Source organism: Mesorhizobium sp. B2-3-6 (assembly GCF_006442305.1).
Lineage (GTDB): Bacteria > Pseudomonadota > Alphaproteobacteria > Rhizobiales > Rhizobiaceae > Mesorhizobium.
The window spans coordinates 88,427-108,368 of the sequence record NZ_VFVW01000011.1; the positions used below are offsets into that span (position 1 = coordinate 88,427).

Annotated in this window: 19 protein-coding genes; 12 read left to right on the forward strand and 7 right to left on the reverse strand. The window is 62.9% G+C overall.

Going from position 1 to position 19,942, the window contains the following annotated elements; genetic code table 11:
• Positions 1-2 precede the first annotated feature (2 nt).
• The 4 genes from FJ953_RS27135 (at position 3) to FJ953_RS27150 (ending at position 3,412) form a co-directional block, all read left to right on the forward strand.
• Positions 3-1,838, forward strand: a complete 1,836-nt coding sequence (locus FJ953_RS27135; protein ID WP_140561320.1) for a branched-chain amino acid ABC transporter ATP-binding protein/permease — start codon at positions 3-5, stop codon at positions 1,836-1,838.
• Positions 1,835-2,533 carry an ABC transporter ATP-binding protein gene (locus FJ953_RS27140; protein ID WP_140561318.1) on the forward strand — a complete coding sequence of 233 codons (699 nt, stop codon included), beginning with the start codon at positions 1,835-1,837 and terminating at the stop codon, positions 2,531-2,533. The genes FJ953_RS27135 and FJ953_RS27140 overlap by 4 nt, the downstream gene beginning before the upstream one ends.
• An 83-nt stretch (positions 2,534-2,616) precedes the next feature.
• The gene (locus tag FJ953_RS27145) at positions 2,617-2,895 is read left to right on the forward strand and encodes a hypothetical protein (protein WP_140625458.1); all 279 of its coding nucleotides are present in this window, start codon (positions 2,617-2,619) and stop codon (positions 2,893-2,895) included.
• Between the two features lie 64 nt (positions 2,896-2,959).
• Positions 2,960-3,412, forward strand: coding sequence for a VOC family protein (locus tag FJ953_RS27150; protein WP_140625459.1), 453 nt, complete (start codon positions 2,960-2,962; stop codon positions 3,410-3,412).
• 201 nt (positions 3,413-3,613) lie between these two features.
• Here FJ953_RS27150 and FJ953_RS27155 read toward each other — a convergent pair whose 3' ends face one another.
• Positions 3,614-4,855, reverse strand: coding sequence for an ROK family transcriptional regulator (locus FJ953_RS27155; protein WP_181171651.1), 1,242 nt, complete (start codon positions 4,853-4,855; stop codon positions 3,614-3,616).
• A 111-nt stretch (positions 4,856-4,966) separates the two neighbouring features.
• Between FJ953_RS27155 and FJ953_RS27160 the strand changes: the two genes are divergently transcribed.
• The 5 genes from FJ953_RS27160 to FJ953_RS27180 all read left to right on the forward strand — a co-directional run bounded on the left by FJ953_RS27160 (position 4,967) and on the right by FJ953_RS27180 (position 10,661).
• On the forward strand, positions 4,967-6,019 hold the full coding sequence (locus tag FJ953_RS27160; protein WP_140513463.1) for an N-acetylglucosamine-6-phosphate deacetylase: 1,053 nt from the start codon (positions 4,967-4,969) through the stop codon (positions 6,017-6,019).
• A complete protein-coding gene (locus tag FJ953_RS27165) occupies positions 6,016-7,209 on the forward strand; it encodes an extracellular solute-binding protein (protein WP_140513465.1) in 1,194 nt (397 codons plus the stop codon). Before FJ953_RS27160 ends, FJ953_RS27165 begins: the two co-directional genes overlap by 4 nt.
• Positions 7,210-7,433: 224 nt before the next feature.
• On the forward strand, positions 7,434-8,618 hold the full coding sequence (locus tag FJ953_RS27170; RefSeq protein WP_140513467.1) for an extracellular solute-binding protein: 1,185 nt from the start codon (positions 7,434-7,436) through the stop codon (positions 8,616-8,618).
• Between the two features lie 7 nt (positions 8,619-8,625).
• Positions 8,626-9,648, forward strand: a complete 1,023-nt coding sequence (locus FJ953_RS27175) for a Gfo/Idh/MocA family oxidoreductase (protein ID WP_140625461.1) — start codon at positions 8,626-8,628, stop codon at positions 9,646-9,648.
• A 17-nt stretch (positions 9,649-9,665) separates the two neighbouring features.
• A complete protein-coding gene (locus FJ953_RS27180; RefSeq protein ID WP_246674916.1) occupies positions 9,666-10,661 on the forward strand; it encodes a Gfo/Idh/MocA family oxidoreductase in 996 nt (331 codons plus the stop codon).
• Between the two features lie 81 nt (positions 10,662-10,742).
• On the opposite strand, the gene FJ953_RS27185 is transcribed toward FJ953_RS27180, so the two are convergent.
• The 6 genes from FJ953_RS27185 to uxaC form a co-directional block, all read right to left on the reverse strand.
• Positions 10,743-11,588, reverse strand: coding sequence for an ABC transporter permease subunit (locus tag FJ953_RS27185; RefSeq protein ID WP_140513473.1), 846 nt, complete (start codon positions 11,586-11,588; stop codon positions 10,743-10,745).
• Position 11,589: 1 nt separating this feature from the next.
• On the reverse strand, positions 11,590-12,486 hold the full coding sequence (locus tag FJ953_RS27190) for a sugar ABC transporter permease (RefSeq protein WP_140513475.1): 897 nt from the start codon (positions 12,484-12,486) through the stop codon (positions 11,590-11,592).
• A gap of 8 nt (positions 12,487-12,494) precedes the next feature.
• Positions 12,495-13,562: an ABC transporter ATP-binding protein gene (locus FJ953_RS27195; RefSeq protein ID WP_140625463.1), complete on the reverse strand. Its 1,068-nt coding sequence runs from the start codon at positions 13,560-13,562 to the stop codon at positions 12,495-12,497.
• Between the two features lie 77 nt (positions 13,563-13,639).
• Entirely contained in the window at positions 13,640-14,815 is a 1,176-nt protein-coding gene (locus tag FJ953_RS27200; protein ID WP_140625481.1) for an extracellular solute-binding protein, read from the reverse strand.
• Positions 14,816-14,975: 160 nt separating this feature from the next.
• Positions 14,976-15,149 (reverse strand): hypothetical protein, encoded by a 174-nt coding sequence (locus FJ953_RS30635; protein WP_181167349.1) that lies wholly within the window; start codon positions 15,147-15,149, stop codon positions 14,976-14,978.
• 2 nt (positions 15,150-15,151) lie between these two features.
• Positions 15,152-16,552 carry a glucuronate isomerase gene (uxaC, locus tag FJ953_RS27205; RefSeq protein WP_140625464.1) on the reverse strand — a complete coding sequence of 467 codons (1,401 nt, stop codon included), beginning with the start codon at positions 16,550-16,552 and terminating at the stop codon, positions 15,152-15,154.
• 229 nt (positions 16,553-16,781) lie between these two features.
• Here uxaC and FJ953_RS27210 point away from each other — a divergent pair, with 229 nt between their 5' ends.
• The 3 genes from FJ953_RS27210 (at position 16,782) to FJ953_RS27220 (ending at position 19,941) form a co-directional block, all read left to right on the forward strand.
• Complete coding sequence (locus FJ953_RS27210) at positions 16,782-17,456, forward strand: GntR family transcriptional regulator (protein WP_140558072.1); 675 nt, start codon at positions 16,782-16,784, stop codon at positions 17,454-17,456.
• Positions 17,457-17,491: 35 nt separating this feature from the next.
• The gene (gene uxuA / locus FJ953_RS27215; protein WP_140625465.1) at positions 17,492-18,676 is read left to right on the forward strand and encodes a mannonate dehydratase; all 1,185 of its coding nucleotides are present in this window, start codon (positions 17,492-17,494) and stop codon (positions 18,674-18,676) included.
• A gap of 212 nt (positions 18,677-18,888) precedes the next feature.
• Positions 18,889-19,941, forward strand: coding sequence for a LacI family DNA-binding transcriptional regulator (locus tag FJ953_RS27220; RefSeq protein WP_140625466.1), 1,053 nt, complete (start codon positions 18,889-18,891; stop codon positions 19,939-19,941).
• The last annotated feature ends 1 nt before the right edge of the window (position 19,942 follow it).

A 19,942-nucleotide genomic window follows, 5' to 3' on the forward strand; every position in this document is an offset into this window, starting at 1 on the left:
CCATGAACATCAAACATCCCTTCCTTGTCGAGCTTCTGACGGCGCTGGCGCTCGTCCTGGCGCCGTTCGTGCTGCCCCATCTCGGCTTTTCGCCCAGCACGATCAATCGTATCCTTATATGGGGCCTGTTCGGGATCGGCTTCGACATCCTGTTCGGCTACACGGGATTGCTGTCGTTCGGCCAGTCGGCCTTCTACGGTACTGGCGGGATGTTCGCCGCCTATCTCCTGACTGAAACCGGCTTCTCCTATGTCATGGCTGCCATCGTCATGGGCGCCGTCGTGTCGGGTGTCGTCGGCTATGTGATCGGCCTGATCGCCCTGAGACGCACCGGCATCTATTTCGCCATGATCACGGTGGCCATCGCCGAAGTCTTCTTCTTTGTCGAGTTCAATCCGCTCTCGGCATTCACAGGCGGCGAGAACGGCTTGCCTGGCGTGCCAACCCCGGTCGTCAACCTCGGCTTCACGGTACTCGAATTCAACACCGACTGGACGATGTATACCTTCCTGGCGTTCTGGTATTTCGTGGGCATTGTCGTCGCACTTCGCATCGTACGCTCGCCGGTTGGCGCGATCCTTTCGGCGATCCGTGACAATCCGCTCCGCGCCGCGGCGCTCGGCCACGACATACACGGCTACAAGCTCACGGCCTTCGTGGTTGCGGCGATCTATGCCGGCTTTGCCGGCGGCCTGTTGGGCGTCATGCAGGGCTTCATGCCGCCGGACGCTTTCATGTTCGACACGTCTGGCCAGGTCGTGATGCAGACGGCGATCGGCGGTGCCGGCACACTGTTCGGGCCGCTGGTGGGCGCGACGGTGTGGCTCTATCTGAGCGACTTTTTCCAGAACACATTGCATCTCGGCGCTACATGGAAGTTGGTGCTCGGCATCGTTTTCGTGCTGCTGGTCTGCTTCCTGCGGCGCGGCATCGTCGGTGCGATCGTCGATCTCTATGGGTTGACCGGCGGCCGCAAGCGCATCGAACGGGCCAATCCCGCGGTCGAGAGTGCGCCGCACGTCGTGACCGTCGTCGAACCGATGCCGGCGCGCCGGCATGGCACTGCGCCAGCATCCGGACCGATCCTGCAGGTGCAGGGCCTAACCAAACGCTATGGCGGTATCACAGCCAACAGCGACATCGACTTCAGCGTCGACCATGGGGAGATAAGGGGCATCATTGGACCCAACGGCGCGGGCAAGACGACGTTCTTCAAGATGCTCACCTGCGAGATCGCGCCGACCTCCGGCCGCATCATACTGGCCGGCCGCGACATTACGGGCATGGGTGTGTCCGAGGTGTGCCAGCTCGGGCTCACCAAGAGCTACCAGATCAACCAGCTGTTCGACCGCCTGACGGTGCGGCGGAACCTGATGATTGCCGCGCTGGGCGAGGCGCGTGGAAAGTTCCGGCTTGACCTGTTCAAGAGTATCCACAGCGTTCCCGGTCTCAATGAGCAGGTCGAGCGAACGGCGGCGCTGGTGAACCTTACGGCGCGGCTCGATCGGCCCGTTTCGGAACTGGCCTATGGCGAGAAGCGGCGGCTGGAAATCGGCCTTGCGCTGGCGACGTCGCCGAGCCTGCTCCTGCTTGACGAGCCGCTTGCCGGCATGAGCCCGCGCGAGCGCGTCGAGACCGTGGCGCTGCTCAAGTCAATCGCGCGTGGACGCACGATGATCATCATCGACCACGACATGGATTCGCTCTTCGAGCTGGTCGAGAAAGTGACCGTCCTGCAGGAGGGCAGGGTACTGGTCGAAGGCATGCCCGCTGAGATCAAGACCAACGCAAAGGTGCAGGAAGCCTACCTCGGCGGGGTACATGGAGAGGTGGCATGAGCCTGCTCGAAGTCAGGGCGTTGAACAGCTATTATGGCGACAGTCACATTCTGTTCGACGTCTCATTGAGGGTCGAGAAAAACGAGGTCGTGGCGCTGCTCGGGCGCAACGGCGCGGGCAAGTCGACGACGCTGAAGAGCCTGATGGGCGTGGTGACGCCACGAGCCGGCTCGGTTGAGCTCGACGGGGTTGAGCTGGTTGGCAGGAAGGCGCACAGCATCGCTCGGGAAGGCATGCAGCTCGTGCACGAAAATCGGCGCATCTTCGGCAGCCTGAGCGTCGAGGAAAACATCATTCTGGCCGGATTGACCGCCGACGGCCGCTGGCCGCTGGAACGCATCTACACGATGTTCCCACGGCTGAAGGAACGGCGCACCAGCCGTGGCACGGATCTCTCGGGTGGCGAACAGCAGATGCTGGCCATAGCCCGTGCATTGGTGCGCAACCCGAAGATCCTTCTGCTTGATGAGCCCTTCGAAGGACTTGCTCCAGTCATTGTGCACGATCTGGTGCGCGCCTGCCGCGAACTGGCCCAGGCAGGGCAGACAATCGTGCTGGTGGAACAGAACATCGCCGCGACGCTGGCGCTCGCGAGCCGCGTTTATATCATCAATAACGGCCATATCGCCCACGAGGGCCCGGCCGCCGAGCTCAAGACACAGCCGGGGCTGCTGCAGCATCATCTCGGCGTCTAGGGGCGAGCAGCCGCGGACGGCGTTCGACTTCCGACCGCCTTCGGCCATCCGTGCTTCATGCCGGCGACTATCCAGGCCATCGCTTGCAGGACCGTATCGCCTTCTGGCGCCAGCCGCTGATCGCCGGAAATATCAGGACAGTCTCCAGGTTGGAGTCGGCCTGGATTTTTGCCGACCTGCCGTGTTGGAAAAGAGAGGCACCGTTCGATTTTCGAGGAATTTCAAGTCGAGCCGGCGCCGGCTTCGGCGGCAATCGAGCAGATGATCGCGTGGAACCCGGAACGGATCGTGTCGACGCACGGTTGATGGTCTCCGGCGGTGCGGTGGGCGACCTGAGGCGAGCCTTCCGCCGGGTCTTGTAAAGAGTGTTTCGCCGGCTTGTGCACCGCAAACGAGCGCTCTGATATTTGGCGCGAGGACACCGAGATGACTGAACGACCGGAGAGATATCGAAATGCGATTGTCCCTCATATCTACGTCGACGGGGCGTCGGATGGGATCGCGTTCTACGAGCGGGCATTCGGAGCGATGGAATTGTTCCGAATTGCCCACCCAGGCGGCAAAATCATGCACGCCGAGATTTTGATCTGCGGAGCCGTGATCATGATCGGGGATCCGGACGAGAGACTATACGGCGAGCCGCAGACACTTGGTCGCTGCACAGCTGGCCTTCACATCTTCACTGATGATAACGCGACCTTGCTGCGGCGCGCGGTCAAGGCTGGCGCGGAAGAGATTCAGCCACCCACGAATATGTTCTATGGCGCCAGTTCCGCCACCGTGCGCGATCCCTTCGGCCACGTCTGGGTGCTCCTGTCGTGGAGGGAGGACCTCGATCCGGCAGAGATGGAACGGCGCGGGAATGCGCTCCTGGCCTAAAGAAGAAAACGCTGGCGACATGCTAAATGCGGCTGTTCGCTGTGCGGCTCGCTAGTGAGAACCGGCTCGAAAACCTCCGCGAGGCAGTGAGCTTCGCCCGAGCGGCGTCGCAGCATTCTCCACAGGACGTGAGAGGTGTGGGGCATCGAGATTGCTCCCGGATCTCTGAACCCGCAGCGTGAATCATTCAGATGCTTCGTGTCAGGGCATCGGCCTTTGCCGCTTTCCATTCCGCCGGGTCCGCCCTGCGCCATTCGGTTTCCCCTGCGGTGTGCCGAGCAGCACGCGAACGGCGATTTCATGAAGCGGTTGCGCGGCGCCTTGGACGACGTAGTCCAGGCTGGAGCGATCGGAGATCAGGGTCGGCAGGCGCAAGGTGCCGATCAATCCTTCCGCCTCGAAGCGGGAGCGTAGAAGTTCGTAGAGTCCGGCATTGCAGGTAAACGGGCCGGTGATGAACACCTTCTCGGGGAAAAGCAGCCTGCAGGCGTTCCCCAGCGCGCGCGCCATAAGATCGACGGCGACCCGGATTTCGGGAATATCCGTCAGCTCCATCGTCTCGATTTGGCTGGAGAGGAGTTCCTCCTCCCCTGAAGCCCACGGATATATCTCCCGTATGACCGGCAACAGGGCTGACAGCGAAGCTGCTGTTTCGAGACAGCCCCGGTTGCCGCATCCGCAGGGGCGATCCTTGAGCACGTTGAAACGCCAATGGCCGATTTCGCCGAAGGGGCCGCCCTGGCGCATCGGCGCATCGTCGCTGCCGCGATAGGCCAGGCCGATGCCCCAACCCCAATGAAGAATGAAGGCGCCTTCCAGTCGTTCCATGCCCGGCACGGCGTATCGGGCGCTCAATTCGACATCCAGTTGGCGAAACAGGAACACGCGCGGCGTGATGCCATCGAGCGCCTTGCCGACGTCGAAATCGCGAACGTTCGGCCATCGCGAGGTCAATATCCACGTCCGGGTCTTCACGTCCACGATGCCGGAAACGGCAACGGACGTTCCGACATGACGCATGCCAGACGGGCAGCTGCCGAGCAGACCGGCGACAAGGTCACGCATCGTCGCGGTCATGCGGGCCGAATCGGCGTCGGACGGAACATGGGCGGTTTGCCGGGCGAGGACACTTCCGCGGAAATCGACAAGGACGCCAACCAGTTCCTGGCTGGAAACAAGAAGGACGGTCGCGCCCGCGCAACCGGGGTTCAAAACGATTTGCGCCGGTGGGCGGCCACGGCCGCTCACCTGGCCGACGCTTTGCTCGATGATGCCCCTGCCGACGAGGTCGGCGATGGCGCGCGAGATCGCCATCGAGGTCATGTCCAACTCGGCGGCAAGTGCGGCGCGGGATTTGCCGCCGCCTTCGTGCAGGCTGGCGATGACGCGTGCGCAGTGGCGTTGGCGGGCGTCCTCGAAATCCGCGGTGTAGAGCGTCAACATGCCCGGATTCTTTTCCTTTCGCATTTTTGGATAACATTATTCAAAAATGGCTTGCAAGCGGTATCAAGCCGTGTACTCTCCGCGTAAGGAATCTTGGCGATCGGCCGCAACATGATTACTCCCGGTCTGGTCGACATGCAGGTCAATGGCTTCGCCGGCGTCGATTTCAACTCGGGGACCCTGACGGCGGCGGAACTCGACGAAGCGCTGGAGGCCCTCCTGGCGTGCGGCGTGACAGCGTGCCTGCCGACGATCATCACGGCAAGGCCGGACGAATTGTCGGCGCGGTTCAGCGCCCTCGACAAGGCTGTCTCCGAAAGCCGCCTCGGTCCCCTCATGTGCCCCGGCTATCATCTGGAAGGTCCGTTCCTCAATCCCGCCCCGGGTTATTCCGGATGCCATCCCGCCTCGGCGATGACCGCTGCGGATCCTGCGCTCATTGAGCGTCTGCAGTCGCTGCTCAAGCGCCCGATCCTTTTGACGACGCTGGCTCCCGAAGTGGAAGGTGGCATTGCTTTCATACGGGCCATGAACCGGCACAACATTCTTGTTTCGATCGGCCACTCGGCTTGCGGTTTTGAGCTCGTGGCGCAGGCCGCGGCGGCTGGCGCTGTCCTTTCCACCCATCTCGGCAACGGGCTGCCGCAAACCTTGCCGAAACTGGACAATACCCTGTTTGCCCAACTGGCCGAAGACCGTCTCGCCGCGACATTCATCGCCGACGGGATTCACGTTCCGCCAGGCGCGTTGAAATCGCTGGTCCGGGCAAAAGGGCTGGACCGGTCGGTCCTGGTTACCGATGCCGTTTCGGCGGCCGGTGCGCCGCACGGGTCTTACGAATTTGCCGGAATGCGGGTCGAGAGCCGCGCCGATGGCTCGGTCCGCGTTCCTGGCGGCATCGGGCTCGCCGGGTCGGCGCTGCGACTGGACGACGCCGTGCGCAACCTGGTGCGCTGGGGCATCGCCGGTTTCGCACAGGCTGTCGATATGGCCTCGGCAAATGTGATGGCGCTGCTGCAGCCGGTGCTGGACGCGCATGGCCTTCGCGTGCCCGCCAGCGAGATCGAGTGGGCGCCCGACATGACCATCACCCATGCGCGCGTCGGAGAAGAAGAACGCGAATACGACCGGCAAACGACAAAATGGGAAGGAAGACAACCATGACTGCTCGTGAACTCAAGGTGAATCGCCGCACCATCCTTGGCGGCATTGGCGGTACATTCCTCGCCGGCACGACGCGGGCCTGGGCGCAGTCACCCAAATTGCCGGCATCGCCGGTCGTCATTTCGGTGATGGACGTGGGCGGCGCGCTGGCGCTTTCGCAGCCGGCCTTCGAAAACTACGCCAAGAAATATCCCGAGCGCACCGAACGGATCGTCTTCACCAAGGCGCCGGTGACCGAGCTTGCCGGAAAGCTGCGCGCGCAGCAAGAAGCCAACCGCGTCGATATCGACATGGTGCTGACCGGCTCCGACGGTCTGGCGGCAGGCCTAGCCAACGGCACATGGATCAAGATTCTGCCTGATTTCAACGACAAGTTTCCCAAAATCGAGGACAATTACGAACCGGCCGCACTGGCCCTGCACAAGAAGCAGGGCGCGGGATATGGCGTTGTCGTCAACTACTATCCTTCCGGCCCGCTGATCGAATACGCCCCTGAGCGGGTGAAGGAGGTTCCCGGCTCGGTCGAGGAGCTGCTAGCCTGGGCCAAGGCCAATCCGGGCCGCTTCATGTATGCGCGGCCCACCAATTCCGGCCCTGGCCGCACATTCATGATGGGTCTCCCCTACCTGCTCGGCGACAAGGATCCGCAGGATCCCGTCGACGGCTGGGAGAAGACGTGGGGTTATCTGGCAGAGATCGGCCAGTATATCGACTATTATCCCGCGGGCACCGGCGTCACCATGAAGGAATTCGGGGAAGGCAGCCGCGACATCATCATTTCGACCACGGGATGGGATATCAATCCACGTGCCCTCGGCATCGTGCCGGAATCGGCAAGGATCGGCACGCTCAAGGGCTTCCATTGGGTTTCGGACGCCTTTTTCATGTGCGTTCCGAAAGGCATTTCCGACGACAAGCTCGCCGTGGTGCTTGATCTGATGGCATTTTTGCTTACGCCCGAAGCGCAGGCTTATTCCTACGATGAGGGCTATCTCTACCCCGGCCCGGCGGTGAAGAACGTGCCTGTCTCCATGGCGCCGCAGCACAGCCAGGACATCGTCAAACGTTTCGGCAGGGACGAGTATGCCAGCCTCATCGCCGACAACCCGATCGAACTGCCGCTGCCGCCGGAAAAGATGATCGCCGCCTTCCGAAAGTGGGACGAATTGGTCGGCGCAAAGAAATCCTGATGCTTCGCCAAAGGCCGGCCGCGTCGAGGGGCTGGCGCTAGGATAGTGCAGCATGCCAGGCGCGGCCTGACGCGGCCTGTCCGCGACGGGACCTTCAGCGCAGCGGGGCGTCATTTGCGTTGCATTCGATACTAATAGACTAATATATCATTCGTCTGGGAGAGCCGGGATGAAAGTGTGGAGATGCCGCTCTTTCAAGGAGATAAATGAGGAGGACGACGACGATGTTCACGATTTCACGCCGCCAGGCGCTCGGCGGATTGGCCGGGTTTGCAGCGCTGCCCTTTGGCAGGTCATTCGCCGACGAGCTTGCCCTGCCCACTTCGCCGGTGGCGCTCAACATCATTGATGTCGCGGGCAATCTGCAGCTTACCCAGGCGGCAATCGAGAAATTCGGCAAGGAAAATCCGGGGCTCGTCTCCAAGATCACGTTCTCGCGCGCGCCGTCCCCCGAACTGCCGGCCAAGCTCGCCGCGCAGCAGGCGGCCAACCGGGTCGACATCGACCTGGTGCTGACGGGGCCGGGTGCCATGTCGGACGGCATCACCCAGGGCCTGTGGATCGACGTGTGGACGAAATACCCCACTGTGCTGCCCAAGGCTGAGGACGTCTATCTCGACAGCGCCTTGATGATGCAGAAGAACTTCGGCCAGAACGAAGGCGTCGCCGTCGTCTATTCGCCGTCGGGCCCACTCTTCGAATATGCGCCGGACAGGGTCAAGACCATCCCCAGGAACACCGACGAACTGCTGGCGTGGGTGAAGGCCAATCCCGGCAAATTCTGCTATGCGCGGCCGGTCAATTCGGGACCGGGCTGGACCTTCCTGATGGCCATGCCCTACATCCTCGGCGACAAGAATCCTTCCGATCCCATCAATGGCTGGGAGAAGACCTGGGCCTATCTGAAGGCGCTGGATGAAGGCATCGATTACTATCCCTCCGGCACCACGGTGACGATGAAGGAGCTGGCCGAGGGCACCCGCGACATGATCGTTTCCACCTTCGGCTGGGACATCAACCCGCGTGTGTTGGGCATCGTGCCGAAGGAGATCGAGACGTTTGCGCTCGAAGGCACGCATTGGGTGCCCGATACGCAGTTCATGTGCATTCCCAAGGGCGTCGCGGAGGAAAAGGTCGCGGTTCTGGTCAAGCTCATGGCCTTCATGCTCGAACCCGCGCAGCAGGCCTATACCTACGACAAGGGCTATTTCTATCCCGGTCCAGCGGTCAAGGGGGTACCACTCAGCGCCGCGCCGCAGGAAAGCCAGGACGCCATCGCAGAGTTCGGCCGCCCACAATATGAAGAGCTGATCAGGAAGTTCCCGGTCGAAGCGCCGTTAAAGCCGGAAGCACTGGTCGCCGCCTTCGAGAAATGGGACCGCGAGGTCGGTGCCAACAAGATGAAATAGCGGACCAATGCGATTTGCCGTGATCGGCATCGATCATCGTCACGTCTATGACCTGATCGGTGGGCTTCTGGATGCCGGCGCCGAGTGCGCCGGCTACGATCCCGCGACGACCGATCCCAAGGTTGCCGCCGGCATCGCCGAGCGTTTTCCACGGATCGCGCCGGTCGAACGACGGCGCCTGATCGAGGATCCCGCCATCGACCTCGTCGTTACCGCGGCTGTCCCCTCCGACCGGGCCGCCATTGCCGTCGAGGCCATGTGGCATGGCAAGGACGTGCTTGCGGACAAGCCCGGCCTGACCACGTTCGAGCAGCTTGCCGCCGTGCGGCAGACCGTGCGTGAGACGGGACGCATCTTTTCGATCTGCTTTTCGGAGCGCCTCCTGACCCGAGCCTCGACGCTGGCGACGCAGCTGGCGATGGAGGGCGCCATCGGCGAAGTCATCCATGTGACGGGCCTGGGGCCGCACCGGCTCAACCGTGCGCTACGCCCGGCGTGGTTTTTCGATCCCGTGAATTACGGCGGCATCCTGGTCGATATCGCCTCGCACCAAATTGATCAGTTCCTGTTCTATACTGGCTGCGCCGACGCGAATGTCGTTTCAAGTGCGGTCGGCCATTTTGGCGCTCCTGACATTCCAGCATTCCAGGATTTCGGCGACATCCTCCTGCGCGGAGACAAAGCGAGCGGCTATATCCGCGTCGACTGGTTCACCGCCGACGGGCTGCCGACCTGGGGGGATGGACGGCTCATCCTGCTCGGCACCAAGGGCACGATCGAACTTAGGAAATATGTCGACATAGCCGGCAAACCTGGCACGGACCACGTATTCCTCGTCGATGGCCAGGGCACGCGCCATTTCGATGCGTCGGGCGAAAAGATATCCTATTTCGAGCGCCTGCTTGCCGACGTGTGCGAGCGTACCGAAACGGCGATGACGCAGGAGCATGTCTTCACGGTCTGCCGGCTGGCGCTCGAGGCGCAGGCGGCGGCGGTCGTCGTGACGGGGCAGGAAAGGAACGCGCGATGAGCAGGCTACGTGTCGCCATGATCGGCTTGGGTCCGGCGGCGTTGCCGCATGCGAAGAGCCTCGTCGATCTTGCTGGCAGGATCGAGGTGAAATGGGCGGCCAGCCGCAGCCAGGCGACGGCAGAAGCCTTTGCCGACCAGTTTTCCTTTCCCGTGACGACCGATATTGCGGCCGCGATTGCCGATCCCGAGGTTCAGGCGGTGCTGGTGCTGACGCCGGCCAACGCACATCTGGCGGTGGCCGAACTGGCCCTTGCCGCCGGCAAGCACGTGCTCGTCGAAAAGCCGCTCGAAACAACACTGGCCCGCGCCGAGAAGCTGGTCACGCTGGCCCGCGGGGCCGGCCTGCGCCTCGGCGTCGTCCTGCAGCACCGTTTCCGGCCGGCCAGCCTGCGGCTGCGCCAACTGCTGGCTTCCGGCGCCATCGGCACGGTGGAGGCGGCCAGTCTTCGGGTTCCGTGGTGGCGGCCGCAGGCCTACTACGACACCGGCGGCCGCGGCAGCTTCGCGCGGGACGGGGGCGGCGTGCTGTTGTCGCAGGCCATCCACGCCATCGACCTTTTCCGCTCTCTGCTGGGAGAGGTAGAGGTGCTGGCTTCGCAGGTGCGGACGACTGGCCTGCACCGGATGGAAGCTGAGGATTACGTCACCGCCCTGATGCGGCTCGGCAACGGCTCACCGGCCTCGCTGCTCGCCACGACGGCGGCCTATCCGGGCTCGCCTGAAACCATGGAGATTGTCGGCTCGGTCGGCACGGCCACGCTGACCGGCGGGGCGCTGAGCGTCGACTGGCTCGACGGGCGCGAAGAGCGCGTCGAGGCGGAGGGGAAGACAGGCAGCGGCGCAGCCATCATGGACTTCCCCCATGACGCGCATCGTGCGCTGATTGACGATTTCGCCGATGCGATTTCGCAAGACCGCGATCCGGTCGTGACGGGTGAGGAGGCGCTCCAGACACAGCGCCTGATCGCAGCCCTCATCCGTGCGGATCCGGCCAGCAACCAACCCGTATAAGAGCTTCCTTCTCGAACGCTCCAGGATTCCTGGAGAGAGTGGCTTTCCGCCGCCATCATGCGGCGGAAAGAAAAGCCTGCTTCAGGCGGAGGCGGGCTGCTGCTTTGCCCGCGCGACAATCTGCGTCGGATTGACGAAGCGCAGTGCGATCAGCAGCCAGACCAGCGTCGTTATCATATACACCACCGCCATCGCGTCGATCGACTGCACCGCGCGCACGCCCGAGGCGAAGACAGAATAGTACAGCGCCACGACGAGCGTCTGGCTGGTCGGCCCGGCCGTCAGGAAGGTCAGTTCGAACATGCCGATGGTACGCACCAGCACCAGCAGCAGCGCCGCCAAGATGCCCGGCATCAGCATCGGCAGCAGAACATGGAGGAAGAGCTGGAACGTGTTGGCGCCGAAGACACGCGCGGCCGCCTCGATCTTGGGATCGATCTGCTCGATGAAGGGGATCATCACCAGGATGACGAAAGGAACCGTCGGCACAAGATTGGCCAGCACCACGCCCCAGAATGTGCCGCCGACCCCCGATTGGTAGAGCACGGTAGCCAGCGGAATGCCGAAGGTGATCGGCGGCACCAGAAGCGGCAGCAGGAACAGAAGCATGATCAGCTTCTTGCCGGGAAAATCGCGCCGCGCCAGCGCATAGGCTGCCGTCACGCCGAGCAGGCCTGAAAGCGCGACCACGGTGAAGGCGATCTGGAAGGTTACGATCAGGATATCGTGGAGCTGGAATTCCGCCCAGGCGGCGAAATACCAGCGGGTGGTGAAGCCGGCAGGAATCCATGTGCCCAGCCAGCGCGTGCCGAAGGACGACAGGATGACCGTGGCAATCATCGCCGCGAGGTTGAGTACGAAGAAACCCACCACCACCCAGATGGCGGTGATCCAGAGCTTGGCGGCGATGGTTGTGTCGCGGATCATGTCAGCCCTTTCCGCCTGCGGTGCTGCCGCGATAGAACAGGTTGCGCAGCATCAGGATGGCGACGACGATGACCAACTGCACACCGGCCATGATCATCGCGATTGCCGAGGCCATCGAGTAGTCATATTGCTCGAAGGCGGCCTGGTAGGCCGCAATCGAGATCACGCGGGTCGGCCCGGCCGGCGCACCGAGCAGAACCGCCGACGGAAAGACGGCGAAGGCCTGTACGAACGAAAGCAGGAAGGCGATGGCCAGGCCGGGGATCAGCAGCGGCAGGAACACATAGCGGAACCGCTGCCAGGAGCGCGCGCCGTGGGTCGCCGCCGCCTGTTCCAGTGCCGGATCGATGCCTGTCACGTAGGAAAGCGTCAAAAGGAACGTGAACGGGAAACCGGTGATGATCAGCGACGCGAAAACACCCCAGTAATTGTTGGTGAGTTTCACGGGACTGCCGATGACGCCGAACAACATCAGCGTGCGGCTGAACCAGCCCTGCGGTCCCAGATAGTTGAGCAGGCCTTCCGCCACCAGCACCGTGCCGAGCGTTACCGGCAGCACGAGGATGGTGGTCAGCATGCGCTGGTGCGTCATCAGGCGAACGCGAAATGCGATGGGCAGCGCCAGCGCCAGGCTGATAACGGTGACCGGCACCGCCAGCCACAGCGTGGTGGCAATGGTGTTGTAGAGGAACGGGTCGGTGAAGAAACGCTGGTAGTTGGCGAGGAGCCCCCCTTCCTTCGGCTGGAAGGACAGGAGCAGGCCGTAGACAAAGGGATAGACGAAGATCGCCAGCGTAAACAAGGCGGCCGGAAGCACCAGAAGGGTGACGCCGTCGATCCCGTGCAAGGCCAGCCGCTGGCGCAGAGAAGGAGAGGGCGTATGATCGAGCGTCGACATCGCCATCCTCAGGCCGCGTAGATCAGGGCATGGGCAGAATCGATCGAGAGCGAAACCGTGTTCCCGACCGACGCGGCCTGGCTGGCATGGAAAATCAGCTCGAGGCCGCCCTCGGTGCGTGCCGTGCCGACGAATTCCCGGCCGCGATACTCGATGGTTTCGACCTTCGCATCGAGCGTCCCGACGCCCTTGTCGCTCACGGTGACATCGTCCGGCCTGGCGGCGATCACGGCGTGCGCGCCAACCGCGAGATCGTCGCGCACTCTGCCCGAAAGGCTGACGCCGCCGACTTCGACCGTGGCAATGTCGCCGTCGCGCCGGGTGACCTTGCCGGTTAGCCGGTTGCGGTAGCCCATGAATTCGGCGACGTCGAGATGGTCCGGGCTCTCATAGAGGTCCCGCGGAGCGCCGACCTGCCGGATTCGGCCATCGCTCAGCACGACTATGCGGTCGGCAAGCGACAAGGCCTCATCCTGGTCATGCGTCACATAAAGGGTGGTGGCCCCGAGCTGGTTGTGGATGCGCCGGATTTCCGCACGCATCTCGATGCGCAATTTCGCGTCGAGGTTGGAGAGCGGCTCGTCCATCAGCACCAGCGGCGGCTCGATGACGATGGCGCGGGCGATGGCGACCCGCTGCTGCTGACCGCCTGACAGTTGACCCGGCAGCTTGTGGCCCTGCGTTTCCAGCCGCACCAGTCCCAGCGCCTCGTCGACGCGTTGCGTGATCTCGGTCTTGGGCGTGCCGCGCATCTTCAGGCCGAAGCCGATATTGGCTTTGACGGTCATATGCGGGAACAGCGCATAGTTCTGGAAGACCATGCCGAAGCCGCGGTCTTCCGGCTTAAGCTGGTCGATACGCTTGTCGTCGAGATAGATGCTGCCGCCCGTGGTGGAAAGCAGTCCGGCGATGCAGTTCAGGGCGGTCGACTTGCCGCAGCCCGAAGGTCCGAGCAGGGCGATGAATTCCCCCTTGCGCACGGTCAGCGAAACGTCACTCAGCGCGCTCATACTGCCGAATTTTCGACTCATATGATCGAGGCGGAGTTCGTCGAATTTCGACGAGGCGAGCAGCATCCGTTCGTAGCCCCATTGTTGTAGGCGAACCGGGCGGCATGCCCGGTTCCTATTATGCGCTGAAACTCAAAGGTTTGTCATTTCGCGGCGGCGGCGACCTGTTCGTCCCAGGTTCGGAATGCCGTGACCATCGAAGCTGGCTCCAGCGGCAGTTCGATCGGATTGTTGGCGATCAGGTCGGCATATTCGGTGCGGCCGAATTCGGCGATCGCATCCTGGCTTTCCTGCGGCGCCATGTCGAGGGTGACATCCTTGACCGCCGGGCCCGGATAGAAATAGCCCTCGTCATAGGTATAGGCCTGCTGCTTAGGCGTCAGCAGGAATGCCATCAGGTCCTTGAGCACGGCCAGTTTTTCGTCGCTGACCCCTTTCGGCACGCACATGTAATGGGCGTCGGCGACCCAATGGAAGCCTTTCAGCGCCCCAACCTTGGCTTCCTTCGGCACGACGCCGAGAACGCGCGGGTTGATGTCCCAGCCAGTCGTCGACACAGTCATGTCGCGCGTGCCTTCGCCGAGTTCCTTCATCAGCGCACCGGTGCCGGTCGGATAATATTCGATGTATTTGTGCAGTTCCTTAAGATAGGCCCAGGTCTTGTCCCAGCCCTTGACCGGATCCTTCGGATCGCTGTCGCCGAGCAGATAGGGAAGACCCATCAGGAAGGTGCGGCCGGGGCCGGAATTGGCCGGGCGCGCATAGAGGAACCGGTTCGGGTTCTCCTTGGCCCACGCCAGAAGCTCCTCCGCCGTGGTCGGCACCGTCTTGACCTTGTCGGGCATGTATTCGAGCAGCGGCCCGGACGGGTAGTAGGTGACGACGACGCCGTGGTCCTTGGCCAGCGTCTGCATCCGCGCTGCCGGCTCCTGATAGATATCGGCCAGCTTCGGCAAGGCGCCCGCATCGTCAGGAAGCAGCTTGACCCACAGGTCCATCTCGAGGCCTGCCGACAGCGCATCCGTTCCGGTAAGCACGAGGTCGATATCGACGCGGTTCGCCGCCTGCTGCGCCTTGATCTTGCCGGGAAGCTCGGGGGCGGGCGCCTTGGTGAAGACGATGTTCGAGATCAGTTCCGGCTTGGCCGTCTTGTAATTCTCGATCGCCTTCTGGGTTAGCGCCAGATTGCCGGCGACATCGACGATATTGATGGTGACGGGCGCGGTCGGCAGCTTGGCGGTCTGGGCAAACGCGCGCGCAACCGGAAGCGCCGCCATGCCGGCTAGTCCGCCGACCGCCTGTCGCCGAGTGATCTTGATCATCTTCATCTCCTCCGCTGGGGTCCTGTCTTGTCCGGCAGGATTTCAATTTTGATATATTAATCTACCAGTCATCAAAAACAACCGCTTTCTGCTCCGTGCATGAACCGCTGCGCCAATCATGCCACGGTGGCTGCGGCGCCGTCGTTCAAAAGATCGGTCAATAGGGTTCCCAGGCTTGCGAAATGGGCTCGGCCGGGAGATCGGTGCCGAGGACCTGCTTCAGCCGCAGGAAGACGGCGGCCAGTTGGGCAGCCAAGCCGATCTTTGCGGTCCGCGCGCCCGATCCCGGCCGGCAGGTCACCCAGGTCCGATTGGAAAGCCGCTGCGCCATGGTCAGAGCCTATAGGCTTTCTTGGCCACGCGGTAGGCGAGATCGTGCGCCACTTCCTGCGCCTCGTCCTCGTCGAGCCGGTGGTCAGCCACCAATTCCGCGAGAAAATTGCAGTCGACGCGGCGCGCCATGTCGTGCCGCGCGGGGATCGAACAGAAGGCACGGGTGTCGTCGTTGAAGCCCACCGTGTTATAGAAGCCGGCTGTCTCCGTGGTAAGCTTGCGAAACCGGTACATGCCTTCGGGGCTGTCGAAAAACCACCAGGGGGGGCCGAGGCGCAGCGCCGGATAATGCCCGGCAAGCGGCGCAAGCTCGCGCCCATAGGCCGTCTCGTCCAGTGTGAACAGGATCAATGTCAGGCGCGTGTCGTTGCCGAACGCGTCGAGGAGCGGCTTGAGGTCGTGGACATAATCGGTGCCGGTGGGAATGTCTGCGCCCTTGTCGAAGCCGAACTCGGCGAAAATCTGCGGGTTGTGGTTGCGGAAAGAGCCGGGATGGATTTGCATGACCAGGCCGTCCTCGACGCTCATGCGCGCCATTTCGGTCAGCATTTGCGCGCGGAACAGGTCGGCATCCTCGGGCGAAACATCGGCCTTCAGCACCCGGTTGAACAGTGCCGTTGCTTCCGCCTTCGACAGGTCGGCGGTGCGGGCATTCGGATGGCCGTGGTCGGTGGACGTCGCGCCGCGCTGCTTGAAATATGCACGGCGGATTCGGTGCGCCTCAAGATAGCCGGGATAGCTGGCCGGCGTTCCGGCCAACGCCAGGAACCGCTCCACCTCGGCATGGAAACCCTTGCGCGAAGGGTCGACGACGGCGTCTGGCCGGTAGGCTGGCACAACCCGGCCGTCCCATCCGGAAGCCTTGATCGCATCATGCGCGGCAAGCGCATCGGTGGCGGCGTCCGTCGTTGAGATGGCTTCGATGTTGAAACGCTTGTAGAGCGCGCGCGGGCGCATCTCCGGCCGCTCGAGCTGTTCGGCGATGCGGTCATAAAGAAGGTCGGCATTCTTCGCGCCGAGCCGCTCTTCGATTCCGAAGACCGTTGCCAGCGAATGCTCGAACCACAGCCGCGTCGGCGTGCCGCGGAAAAGGGCGTAGTTCTCGGCGAAGCGGCGCCAGATCTTGCGAGGATCGGTTTCGATCGGCCCCCCATCCAGCCGCGGGACGCCGAAATCTTCCATGCGCATTCCCTGGGAATAGAACATGCGCAAAATGTAGTGGTCGGGCTTGACGAACAGCGTGGCCGGATCCGGGAACGGCAGGTCATACGCATACCAATCCGGCTCGGTATGGCCGTGCGGGGAGATGATCGGCAAGGCACGCACGCCTTCATAGAGGCGCCTGGCGATGGAACGGACGGTAGGGTCAGGCGAAAAAAGCCTGTCGGGATGGAGCGGCATTGCAAAATCCTTGCGGTCGAGCCGCGAAAGCGGCGTTCGGAAGGGAGGGGCGATTGAATGCGCGCGATCATAATTTGGGATGAAGCGGCGTTCCGATATTGGCGAACAGTAAGGAATAATATATTAATATGTCAACTGATTGAAGATCGGGGATCGAGAAATGACATCAGCAAAGGCGCATGCGGGCATTGCGGGCTCCGACCGCGACGCCGTCCCCGTTCGAACGAAGATGCGTCGGCCGGGCATCGTGCGTACGACCGCTGCGTCCGCAGTCTACCGCGAACTGCACGAAGCGATCGTATCCATGCAGCTTAAGCCCGGCAACGCCTTGAATGAAAAGGTCCTGACTGAGCGTTTCGGTGTCAGCCGCACGCCGGTTCGCGAGGCGTTGATTCGCCTGGTCGAGGACGGGCTGGTCAATATCTATCCCCAGTCGGGAACCTTCGTCGCGCCGATACCGATCTCGCTCATTCCTGAAGCCGTCGTCATCCGTAAGGCGCTGGAAGGCGCCACGGTCGAAAAGGCCGCGCAATGCGCAAACGGCGACGATGTGGGAAAGCTCGACGACATATTGGCGCGGCAGCGGTTCCTTGCCGAACGACAGGACATGAACGGCTTTCACGAGGCCGACGAGGCCTTTCACGAGGCGATTGCCCGAATAGCCAGCTATTCCGGCATCTGGAACTATCTGAAGCCGGTCAAGGTGCAGATCGACCGGGCGCGGCGCATGACGCTGCCCGCGCTTGGCCGCATGGACCATGTGATCGGCGAGCATACGGTCATCCGCAACGCCATAGCGGTGCATGACGTGAAGGCTGCCTGTGAAGCCATGCGAATCCATTTGGGCGCTGTCATTCCCGATGTCGAGCAACTGCGCGACGCCTACCCCGACTGGTTTATTTGAGCCGACCAGCCCTGAAATAGTTGGAGAAATGACGAATGCGCGAGGCATGGAGATGGTTTGGGCCGGATGCGGGGGTTCCGCTCGATGCGGTGCGTCAGGCCGGCGCCACCGATATCGTATCGGCGTTGCACGAAGTCCCGATCGGGCGTGCCTGGACGAAGGCGGAGGTGGCGACGCGCAAGGCGATGATCGAGGATACGCCGTCCGACCGCTCGCCGCTTGTCTGGTCGGTCGTTGAAAGCATACCGGTCCCCGACGCTGTCAAGCGTCACGGCGGCGAGGCGAAAGCCGAGATCGAGGCCTGGATCGCCAGCATGGAAGCGGTTGCGGCCAACGGCATCCATATCATCTGTTTCAATTTCATGCCCCTGGTGGACTGGACCCGCACCGATCTTGATTACGAACTGCCAAGCGGCGCGACCGCGATGCGTTTCGACCAGGACCGGTTTGCAGCCTTCGACCTCCACATCCTGCAGCGCAGGGGAGCCGAAGCCGATTATTCGAACGAGGACCGCGAGCGGGCGAAAGCTGTTTTCGAGGCGATGAGCGAAGAGGAGGCCGCGACCCTCGTCGCCAACATCGCCAGTGCGCTGCCGGGCTCGACCACGGAGCCGTTGACGGTCCCGCAGTTTCGCGACCGGCTGGCGCGTTATGCGGGCATCGATGCCGCCCGGCTGCGCCACCATCTCACCGAATTCCTGGCGGCGATCGCGCCCGCCGCAGAGAGCAGCGGCGTCCGGCTTGCGCTGCATCCGGACGATCCGCCCCGCTCGCTCTTTGGTCTGCCGCGGGTGGCCTCGACCGCCGCCGACTACAACGCGCTCTTCGAGGCAGTTCCGTCGCCGGCCGTCGGCATGTGCTTTTGCACCGGAAGCCTTGGCGTGCGCGCCGACAACGATCTTCCGGCGATGGCGAAGCACTTCGCGTCGCGCATCCCCTTCGCACATTTGCGGGCGACCAAGCGCGAAGGCGATGGCCGCACCTTCCATGAAGCGGCGCATCTGGACGGCGACGTGGACATGGTTGCGGTACTGCGCGAATTGTTGGCCGAAGACGGCAAACGGGAACCGCACGACACCATCGTCTTCCGCTCCGACCACGGCCACCGCATGCTGGATGATCTCACAAAAACGGTGAATCCCGGCTATCCGGCGATAGGTCGCCTGCGCGGTCTGGCGGAACTGCGCGGCGTGATCCACGCGCTCCAGTCGAAGGGTTGACAGCGCGGCAATGCCTACCGTGATCGGCGCGGCTTCGGTCCGCCTGCGCCGATCCTGCCCTATCCCTGACGTCGATCGGCATTAGGTCGGTTTCCGCCTGTGGAGGACTGCCTCGGGGGACAGTCCGATTATCCGACCTGTTCTAGGCCAATCAATCCTTGACACGACTTCGTGCAAGCGCTTTCATGCAAGCGCTTGCATTAGGGGCGCGCATGCCTGACCGAAGGCGGAACAATTCATCTTCAGCACCGACGCTGAGCGAGGTGGCGGACGCAGCCAACGTCTCTTCGGCTACGGTTTCGCGTGCTTTCAGCCGGCCGGAGCTTCTCAGTCGCGAGACGGTCGCGCGGGTTCACTCGGTCGCCGCAAGACTCGGCTATGTCCCCAACCATGCCGCGCGCGCACTAAGCACCGGCCGGATGGGCAATATCGCGCTGATCGTGCCCGACATCACCAACCCGTTCTTCGCGGCGTTGATGCGTGGGGGGCAGGCGACGGCCCGCGACTGTGGCTATGCGACATTTATCGGCGATTCTGACGAGACGCCGGAAGTGGAAGACATTCTCCTGACCAAGCTGTCAGCGCAGGTAGAAGGTTTCATCATCGCCTCTTCGCGCCTGCACACGAAACAGATCCTTGAACATGCGCGGAGGCGGCCTTGCGTCCTCGTCAACCGCGACATTCCCGGCATGGTACGGCTTCTGGTCGATAGCGGGCCAAGCTATGGGCAGGCGCTGGAGCATCTGGTTTCGCTGGGCCATAGATCGATCGCCTATGTTGCCGGGCCGGCATTCTCCTGGTCGAACAGCCAGCGCTACGGCACCGTGACCAGGAGGGCCGCCGAGCTTGGGGTTGAGATCGTACGGGTTCCGACCTCGCGGCCAAGCTTCGAGGCCGGCCAGGCCTGCGTCGATGAACTCGTCCTGACGGGCGCGACCGCCATACTCGCATTCGACGATGTCATGGCGCAAGGCATCATGGCCGGGCTTGCCGCGCGCGGCCTGTCGGTGCCGGGCGACTACAGCGTGATCGGCTGCGACGGCATACTGGCGCCGACCCTTTTCCCGCCCCTGACGTCCATCGCAACCCATTGCGCGGAGGCCGGCAGGCAGGCGGTCGAGCTTCTCGTCGCTATGCTGCAAGGCAAGCCGCTCGCGCACAAGCGCATCAATCTCGTCACCGAATTCGTCATCAGGGCGACAACCCAGGCCCCGTGCTCGCAGCGAGAAACGGCGGGGCTCGATCGACTTACAACCACGGAGTGAT

Excerpts from the sequence above, each read along its gene's own strand:
- FJ953_RS27135 (WP_140561320.1), top strand. The coding sequence starts at position 3 with ATGAACATCAAACATCCCTTCCTTGTCGAGCTTCTGACGGCGCTGGCG.
- FJ953_RS27140 (WP_140561318.1), top strand. The coding sequence starts at position 1,835 with ATGAGCCTGCTCGAAGTCAGGGCGTTGAACAGCTATTATGGCGACAGT.
- FJ953_RS27150 (WP_140625459.1), top strand. The coding sequence starts at position 2,960 with ATGACTGAACGACCGGAGAGATATCGAAATGCGATTGTCCCTCATATC.
- FJ953_RS27155 (WP_181171651.1), bottom strand. The coding sequence starts at position 4,855 with ATGTTGACGCTCTACACCGCGGATTTCGAGGACGCCCGCCAACGCCAC.
- FJ953_RS27160 (WP_140513463.1), top strand. The coding sequence starts at position 4,967 with ATGATTACTCCCGGTCTGGTCGACATGCAGGTCAATGGCTTCGCCGGC.
- FJ953_RS27165 (WP_140513465.1), top strand. The coding sequence starts at position 6,016 with ATGACTGCTCGTGAACTCAAGGTGAATCGCCGCACCATCCTTGGCGGC.
- FJ953_RS27170 (WP_140513467.1), top strand. The coding sequence starts at position 7,434 with ATGTTCACGATTTCACGCCGCCAGGCGCTCGGCGGATTGGCCGGGTTT.
- FJ953_RS27175 (WP_140625461.1), top strand. The coding sequence starts at position 8,626 with ATGCGATTTGCCGTGATCGGCATCGATCATCGTCACGTCTATGACCTG.
- FJ953_RS27180 (WP_246674916.1), top strand. The coding sequence starts at position 9,666 with ATGATCGGCTTGGGTCCGGCGGCGTTGCCGCATGCGAAGAGCCTCGTC.
- FJ953_RS27185 (WP_140513473.1), bottom strand. The coding sequence starts at position 11,588 with ATGATCCGCGACACAACCATCGCCGCCAAGCTCTGGATCACCGCCATC.
- FJ953_RS27190 (WP_140513475.1), bottom strand. The coding sequence starts at position 12,486 with ATGTCGACGCTCGATCATACGCCCTCTCCTTCTCTGCGCCAGCGGCTG.
- FJ953_RS27195 (WP_140625463.1), bottom strand. The coding sequence starts at position 13,562 with ATGCTGCTCGCCTCGTCGAAATTCGACGAACTCCGCCTCGATCATATG.
- FJ953_RS30635 (WP_181167349.1), bottom strand. The coding sequence starts at position 15,149 with ATGGCGCAGCGGCTTTCCAATCGGACCTGGGTGACCTGCCGGCCGGGA.
- uxaC (WP_140625464.1), bottom strand. The coding sequence starts at position 16,552 with ATGCCGCTCCATCCCGACAGGCTTTTTTCGCCTGACCCTACCGTCCGT.
- FJ953_RS27210 (WP_140558072.1), top strand. The coding sequence starts at position 16,782 with ATGCGTCGGCCGGGCATCGTGCGTACGACCGCTGCGTCCGCAGTCTAC.
- uxuA (WP_140625465.1), top strand. The coding sequence starts at position 17,492 with ATGCGCGAGGCATGGAGATGGTTTGGGCCGGATGCGGGGGTTCCGCTC.
- FJ953_RS27220 (WP_140625466.1), top strand. The coding sequence starts at position 18,889 with ATGCCTGACCGAAGGCGGAACAATTCATCTTCAGCACCGACGCTGAGC.